Here is a 6,346-nt window from a genome sequence, read left to right as displayed (position 1 = left end):
CGTGACGGCAGCCGTCGTCGCTGCCGCCGGAGCTGGAACGGCGGCTGGCGGCACTGCGGCGGCGGCCGGCGCCGAAGCGGCGGCAGCGGCAGGGGCGCCCGTCTGCGTATCGTTGCCTGGCGGCGGCGGCACGGAAATCAGGGGCACGGACGGCGACTGCACGGGCGTCAAGTCCTGGCCCGGCTTGATCAGGGTCGTTTCCACGGGGCCCACCTCCGCATGCGCCGCTTCCTTCCCGGCCTGCGGGGACAGCAGGCTGGCCGGCACGTAGCCGAGTTTATAGGCACCAAAGGCGGCCGCCACGACGACGGCCACGGCGCCGGCGATCCAGAGGGGAGTCTGGTTCGACGAACGCTGCGTCATCGACGGGAAGCGCGATTCCGAGAACGTGGCGGAAATCTCGCGCCGCACGGGCGCTGCCGGGTCTTGCGCCGGCGCCGGATGGACTTCGATCATGGCCACCAGCGGGGCTGCGTCGAGACGCACTACCTTGGCGTAGGCGCGCACGAAACCGCGCACCACGGCCACGTTCGGCAAGGCCGCCATGTCGCCCTCTTCCAGCGCGATCACCTGGCGCGGCGCCAGCTTGAGCTGGTCGGCCACCTGTTCCACGGGCCAGCCCAGCGCTTCGCGCTGCGCCTTCAACTGTGCGCCTGCCAACGCAAGATTGCCCTGGGGCTGCTGCTGAGGCGTTTCTGCCCACTCTGAATTCATTGGTATCCCTGTCTCACTCATCAAACGCCCCATTTTGATAAGCAGCATATTCGGGGGAGCCGGAATGGTGGCTGCGCAAATGCGCCGCCAGGCCAGCTTCCGCACCTGCATCCCCGAGCTTATGCTGCACCTTGATCCCGAGCCACAGCACATCGGCCGTCTGGCTCTCCATTGTTGCTATCTTACCGAGCCGCTGCCAATACTCAGCCGCCTGCCGGTAGTCTTGCTGTTGGTAATACACGCGCACCAGGCCGGCATACGTGATTGCCGCGCCAGGTGCGATGCGCTCCGCCTTGAGCCAGTACTCGGCGGCGCGCGGGTAATCTTTCATGACCAGGCTGCATGCCGCCGCATTATGCAGCGCCAGTTCAGGCGTGCCATAGGCAACATCTTGCAGTGCGGCATCAAAATACGCCAGCGACTGCGCCGCGCGCCCGGTCTGGCACAGAAACTGGCCATAATTATTGCTCAACTCGGGATTGTGGGGCGCGAGGCGCAATGCGTAAAGAAAATCTTTTTCAGCAGCCCCAGGCTGGCGCAACGCGGCAAGAATCAGGGCGCGCATGCCGCGCACCTGGGCGTTCTCCGGCAGCAGCCGCACCGCCTGCTCCGCTTCGGCCAACGCCACCGCATACTGATCCTGCATATAATAGGCGCTGGCCAGCTGCAAGCGCAAGGCGGCGCGCTGCTCGACAGATGCAGCTTGCTCCTTGTCTGCGGTGGAAGCACAGCCGACCAGCAGCACAGCCAGGCAAACAGCGGCCACAGCGAGCGAGCGTTGGCAAGCCATGCTTTCCCTCATCAGGAGCGGATCTCCACGATCTTGCCGAAATTGGCGCCAAATTTCTGTTGATACTCAGTCATCTTTTCCATCCGCTCCTGCACCCGCGTGCGATCCTTGACTTCGCCGGCCAGCTGGCCGCAGGCCGCGTCGATATCGTCGCCGCGCGTCTTGCGCACGGTGGTGACGATGCCGCCATCCATCAGCACCTGGGCAAACGCCTTGATGCGCGGGTTCTTCGAGCGGAACAGGCCCGACTCGGGGAAGGGATTGAAGGGAATCAGGTTGAACTTGCAGTTCACGCCGAACTCGCGGTCTTGCACCAGCGCCAGCAGTTCGCGCGCGTGCTCGTCGCTGTCGTTGACGCCATCGAGCATGCAGTATTCAAACGTGATGAAGTCGCGCGGCGCGAATTCCAGGTAGCGCTTGCAGGCCGCCATCAGTTCCTTCAGCGGGTATTTCTTGTTCAGTGGAATCAGCCCGTCGCGCAAGGCATCGTTCGAGGCGTGCAGCGAGACGGCCAGGGCCACCGGCACTTCCTGCGACAGTTTGTCCATCATCGGCACCACGCCCGACGTCGACAGGGTCACGCGGCGGCGCGACAGGCCGTAGGCGTTGTCGTCAAGCATCAATTTCAGGGCCGTGACGGTCGGTTCGAAGTTCAGCAGGGGCTCGCCCATGCCCATCATCACCACATTGGTGATCTGGCGCTCGCCCTTCGGACCCGGTTCGATGCCCTTGGTGCGGCGCAATTCGAATTCGGCCATCCACAGCTGGCCGATGATTTCGCCGACGCTCAGGTTGCGGTTGAAGCCTTGCTTGCCCGTCGAGCAGAAACGGCAGTTCACAGCGCAGCCGGCCTGGGTCGAGATGCACAAGGTGCCGCGGTTGTCTTCCGGAATGAACACGGTTTCCACGGCATTGCCATTGCCTACGTCGACCAGCCACTTGCGCGTGCCGTCGGCCGACGTGTGGTCGCTGATGATGGCCGGGGCGCGCACTTCGGCGCGCGTGGCCAGTTTGTCGCGCAGCGACTTGGCCAGGTCCGTCATGGCGTCGAAGTCGGAGGCGCCGAACTGGTGTATCCAACGCTGCAATTGTTTCGCACGAAACGGTTTCTCTCCCAACTCGGCGCAGTAGGCGATGAGTTGCGCGGGATCGAGGTCCAGCAAGTTGGTGAGTGTCGTCGTATGCATGATCTTGTCTATTCTAAAAATCCGTCCCCGCGCGCATCAGGGGCAAAGCACCACAGCGCAGCGGGAACAGGGGGTGATAAGTTATTTCACAGATAACGCCAGGAAATAACGTTATCTAAGGCAATTAAGCCTTCAGTTCTGGGAAGAAGTAAGCGATTTCCACTTTAGCAGCTTCGACAGCGTCGGAACCGTGTACGGCGTTAGCGTCGATCGAATCGGCGAAATCGGCGCGGATCGTGCCTTTTTCTGCTTTCTTCGGATCGGTCGCGCCCATCAGGTCACGGTGGGCCAGAACGGCGTTTTCGCCTTCCAGGGCTTGGATCATGACGGGACCGGAAACCATGAAGTCGACCAGGTCTTTGAAGAAGCCGCGCTCTTTGTGCGCTGCGTAGAAGCCTTCAGCTTGTTCGCGCGACAGTTGGGTCATGCGTGCTGCAACGATTTTCAGGCCAGCGTTTTCAAAACGCGAGTAGATTTGACCGATTACGTTTTTTGCAACTGCGTCTGGTTTGATGATCGACAGGGTGCGTTCGATTGCCATGTGTGAAAACTCCAATAAAAAGAAAGGTTTAAAACGGTAAATTGATAACTCAATCAACCTTTGATTTTACCATACTCCACCCCATATCACCCAGACAGGCAGGTAGGCATCTTCCGCCCTTGCCTGAGTTTAATGAAATCTTAAGCTGGTTTTTTTGTAAAAACCGGGGTCCATGCTATCCTTGGGCAAAGCAGTAATTTGAATTGACAACACGGAGGCACTATGAATCAGAACATGCAACGCACCTTTGACCTGTCGGGGGGCATGCAGCAAGTCCGCCACCAGGTCTTGCGCAACACTTACTGGCTGCTGGCACTGTCCATGATACCGACCGTGCTGGGCGCCTTCATCGGCGTGCAAATGCATTTGCCGATGCTGACCGGCGGCATGGGTTTCATCATCTTCATGGCCGTCGCATTCGGCTTCATGTACGCGATCGAGAAAACCAAGAACTCGGGCCTCGGCGTCGCCGTCCTGCTGGGCTTTACCTTCTTCATGGGCCTGATGCTCACGCCCATCCTGACGCGCACGCTCGGCTACTCGAACGGCGGCATGCTGATCATGACGGCATTCGGCGGCACGGCCACCATCCTGGCCGTGATGGCGACGATCGCCACGGTGTCGAAGCGCGACTTCTCGGCCATGGGCAAATGGCTGTTCGCCGGCGTGATCGTGCTGATCCTGGCATCGGTGGCGAACATTTTCCTGGGCCTGTCGGCACTGTCGATCGTGATCTCCATGGTCGCCATTGCCATCTTCTCGGCCTACATCCTGTATGACGTGCAGCAAATCATCAACGGCGGCGAGACCAACTACATCTCGGCCACCCTGCGCATCTATCTGGACGTGTACAACATCTTCACCAGCCTGTTGTCGCTCTTAGGCTTCGCTGGCGGCAGCCGCGACTAAGCGCTGCGCTTATGCGCATGAAAATAAAAGCCGACCCACGGGTCGGCTTTTTTACGTCTGTCGAGCCTACTTGCTTCGCTCCGCCACCTCGAGCAGGCAGGCGCGGGCGCGGTCCAGGGTCGGATTGTCGCGCTGGGCCGCGTAGACGGCGTAGGCGGAATGCGAGAACTCGGGCGCGTCGCGCACGCGGTACAAGAGGCCCCCGTCGAGATACGGCAGCGCGCTGCCGATGCGAAAGTAGCTGGCGCCGCCCACTTCCAGCAGGTACACGAGGGCCAGCGGCCCCAGGGAAATGGAGATGGGCGGGCTGCTCAGCTCAGGATACGCCGCCTGGTGGTTGGCCGCGAAGCTGGGTCCCCAGTCGACATACACATAGGTATCGGCCTGCATCTGTCCATCCGCGCGCGTGGTCACCATCACCAGCTTTTCCTCGGCCAGCAATTCGCTGGCCAGGCCCGGGCGCTGCGGCGGGTTGTACAGCACCGCCAGGTCCAGCGAGCCGTCGTGCACGGCGTCGAGCAGGCGCGCGGGACTGTCGACTTCGGCGCGCAAGGCAATCTCGGGGCAGTCGCGGCTCATGCGTATCAGCCAGTCGCCGAGCAGCGGCTGCCACAGGCTCAGTTCGCAGCCGATGCTGACGGCGTCGTCGCGCCCCGGCGGCAAGGCCACCTGGTGGCGCGCCCGCTCCCACACCTGCACCATGGTGGCCGCGTGGCGCATGAAGCGCTCGCCGGCCGACGTCAGGCGCGCGCCCGCCTTGTTGCGCACGAACAGCTGGCGCCCCAGCTGCTGCTCCAGGGTGCGGATGCGGGCGCTGACGGCCGTCTGCGTCACGTGCATGCGTTCGGCCGCCATGATGAAGCTGCCGCAGGAAGCCACTTCCAGGAAGGTACGCGCTTGATTGATGTCCATCAATCCATCATATCAGCTGACGCGCGCATAGCCACCCAATACGCCCTGCTTCGACAAGACCCATTGCCACAGCTGCAGGTCGCGCGCGCGGAAGGCGCCCGCGCAGGACAGCAAATAGTACGACCACATGCGGTGGAAGCGCTCGCCCAGCCGGGCGGCAAAGCGCGGCCACGCATGTTCAAAATTCGCATGCCACGCCATCAGGGTCTTGTCGTAGTCGGCGCCGAAATTGTGCAGGTCCTCGGCGACAAACAGGTCATCGATGGCGTCGCCGATCTGGCCGATGGAGGGCAAGTCGCCATTCGGGAAAATGTACTTGTCGATCCATGGATCGCATGCGGAATCGCGCTTGTTCTTGCCGATCGTGTGCAACAGGAACAGGCCGTCGTCTTCCAGGCAGCGGTGCGCCACTTCCATGAAGGTGCGGTGATTCTTGTGCCCCACATGCTCGAACATGCCGATGCTGACGATGCGGTCAAATTTTTCATCGGTGTCGCGGTAATCCTGCAGACGGAAGTCCAGGTTTTCTCCGCCCGGCATGCCGCGCGCGTACGCGACCTGCTCTTGCGAGATCGTCACGCCCACGCACTGCACCCCGTATTTTTGCGCCGCATAGCGCATGAAACTGCCCCAGCCGCAGCCGATGTCGAGCACGCGCATGCCCGGTTCCAGCCGCAGCTTGCGGCAGACCAGATCGAGCTTGGCTTCCTGCGCCTCGGCCAGGTTGCCGGCATCCTTCCAGTAGCCGCAGGTATAGGTCATGCGCGGGTCGAGCATGGCCGCATAGAAGGCGTTGCCCAGGTCGTAGTGTTCCTTGCCCACCATCCACGCGCGGCGCTCCGTCTGCAGGTTGAACAGGCGCGCATACAGCGCGTGGAAGGCCAAACGCATGGGGCGCACGTCGTCGGCCACCCGGGCGCGCAGCAGATGGCAAAAGAATTCGTCGAGCTGCTGCGCATCCCAGTCGCCATCCATGTAGGCCTCGCCCAGGCCCAGGTTGCCGCTGGCGAAAGCCCGTTCGGGCACGCCCGGTTTGCGCAGCTGCATGTCCCAGGCGGCGCGGCCATTCAGGTGGATGTCGGCGCGTGCCAGCAGCTCGGCCGCTTCGCGGGTCAGCCGCGTGTCGAGCTGGAGTTCAGTACTACTTGCCGGTGCTTGCTGTAACTGTGTCATTTGCTGCGTGTTCATGCCCTGCCGCCTCCAGATGGTTGTCGGTGCTGGCGCACGCCGGCAATGCACTCAGCGGCCGGGCGCCGCGCCAGCCATMAAATTAYCCGCCCGCCATGACCATCT

General features: G+C 62.2%; 7 protein-coding genes. 1 reads left to right on the top strand and 6 read right to left on the bottom strand.

Annotation, left to right across the window (positions count from 1 at the left end; genetic code table 11):
* The 4 genes from CBW66_RS01705 to ndk form a co-directional block, all read right to left on the bottom strand.
* On the bottom strand, positions 1-660 hold a 660-nt coding region (locus CBW66_RS01705; protein ID WP_253251331.1), incomplete at its 3' end, for a RodZ family helix-turn-helix domain-containing protein.
* 67 nt (positions 661-727) lie between these two features.
* Complete coding sequence (gene pilW / locus CBW66_RS01700) at positions 728-1,504, bottom strand: type IV pilus biogenesis/stability protein PilW (RefSeq protein WP_086136449.1); 777 nt, start codon at positions 1,502-1,504, stop codon at positions 728-730.
* Positions 1,505-1,515: 11 nt separating this feature from the next.
* On the bottom strand, positions 1,516-2,691 hold the full coding sequence (gene rlmN / locus CBW66_RS01695; protein WP_086136336.1) for a 23S rRNA (adenine(2503)-C(2))-methyltransferase RlmN: 1,176 nt from the start codon (positions 2,689-2,691) through the stop codon (positions 1,516-1,518).
* A 124-nt stretch (positions 2,692-2,815) separates the two neighbouring features.
* Positions 2,816-3,232 (bottom strand): nucleoside-diphosphate kinase, encoded by a 417-nt coding sequence (ndk, locus tag CBW66_RS01690; protein WP_034752036.1) that lies wholly within the window; start codon positions 3,230-3,232, stop codon positions 2,816-2,818.
* A gap of 222 nt (positions 3,233-3,454) precedes the next feature.
* Here ndk and CBW66_RS01685 point away from each other — a divergent pair, with 222 nt between their 5' ends.
* Positions 3,455-4,141: a Bax inhibitor-1/YccA family protein gene (locus CBW66_RS01685; RefSeq protein ID WP_034752039.1), complete on the top strand. Its 687-nt coding sequence runs from the start codon at positions 3,455-3,457 to the stop codon at positions 4,139-4,141.
* Between the two features lie 66 nt (positions 4,142-4,207).
* Here the strand turns inward: CBW66_RS01685 and CBW66_RS01680 are convergent, their stop codons facing one another.
* Positions 4,208-5,053: a LysR family transcriptional regulator gene (locus tag CBW66_RS01680; RefSeq protein ID WP_086136335.1), complete on the bottom strand. Its 846-nt coding sequence runs from the start codon at positions 5,051-5,053 to the stop codon at positions 4,208-4,210.
* 12 nt (positions 5,054-5,065) lie between these two features.
* Positions 5,066-6,241, bottom strand: coding sequence for a cyclopropane fatty acyl phospholipid synthase (gene cfa, locus CBW66_RS01675; RefSeq protein ID WP_230491976.1), 1,176 nt, complete (start codon positions 6,239-6,241; stop codon positions 5,066-5,068).
* Positions 6,242-6,346: the final 105 nt, after the last annotated feature.

The sequence above is a fragment of the Janthinobacterium sp. GW456P genome (assembly GCF_002127655.1).
Taxonomy (GTDB): domain Bacteria; phylum Pseudomonadota; class Gammaproteobacteria; order Burkholderiales; family Burkholderiaceae_D; genus Janthinobacterium.
Note: the sequence above shows the minus strand (reverse complement) of the source record. Positions and strands in the feature narration are given on the sequence as shown.

Excerpts from the sequence above, each read along its gene's own strand:
- rlmN (WP_086136336.1), bottom strand. The coding sequence starts at position 2,691 with ATGCATACGACGACACTCACCAACTTGCTGGACCTCGATCCCGCGCAA.
- cfa (WP_230491976.1), bottom strand. The coding sequence starts at position 6,241 with ATGAACACGCAGCAAATGACACAGTTACAGCAAGCACCGGCAAGTAGT.
- CBW66_RS01685 (WP_034752039.1), top strand. The coding sequence starts at position 3,455 with ATGAATCAGAACATGCAACGCACCTTTGACCTGTCGGGGGGCATGCAG.
- pilW (WP_086136449.1), bottom strand. The coding sequence starts at position 1,504 with ATGGCTTGCCAACGCTCGCTCGCTGTGGCCGCTGTTTGCCTGGCTGTG.
- ndk (WP_034752036.1), bottom strand. The coding sequence starts at position 3,232 with ATGGCAATCGAACGCACCCTGTCGATCATCAAACCAGACGCAGTTGCA.
- CBW66_RS01680 (WP_086136335.1), bottom strand. The coding sequence starts at position 5,053 with ATGGACATCAATCAAGCGCGTACCTTCCTGGAAGTGGCTTCCTGCGGC.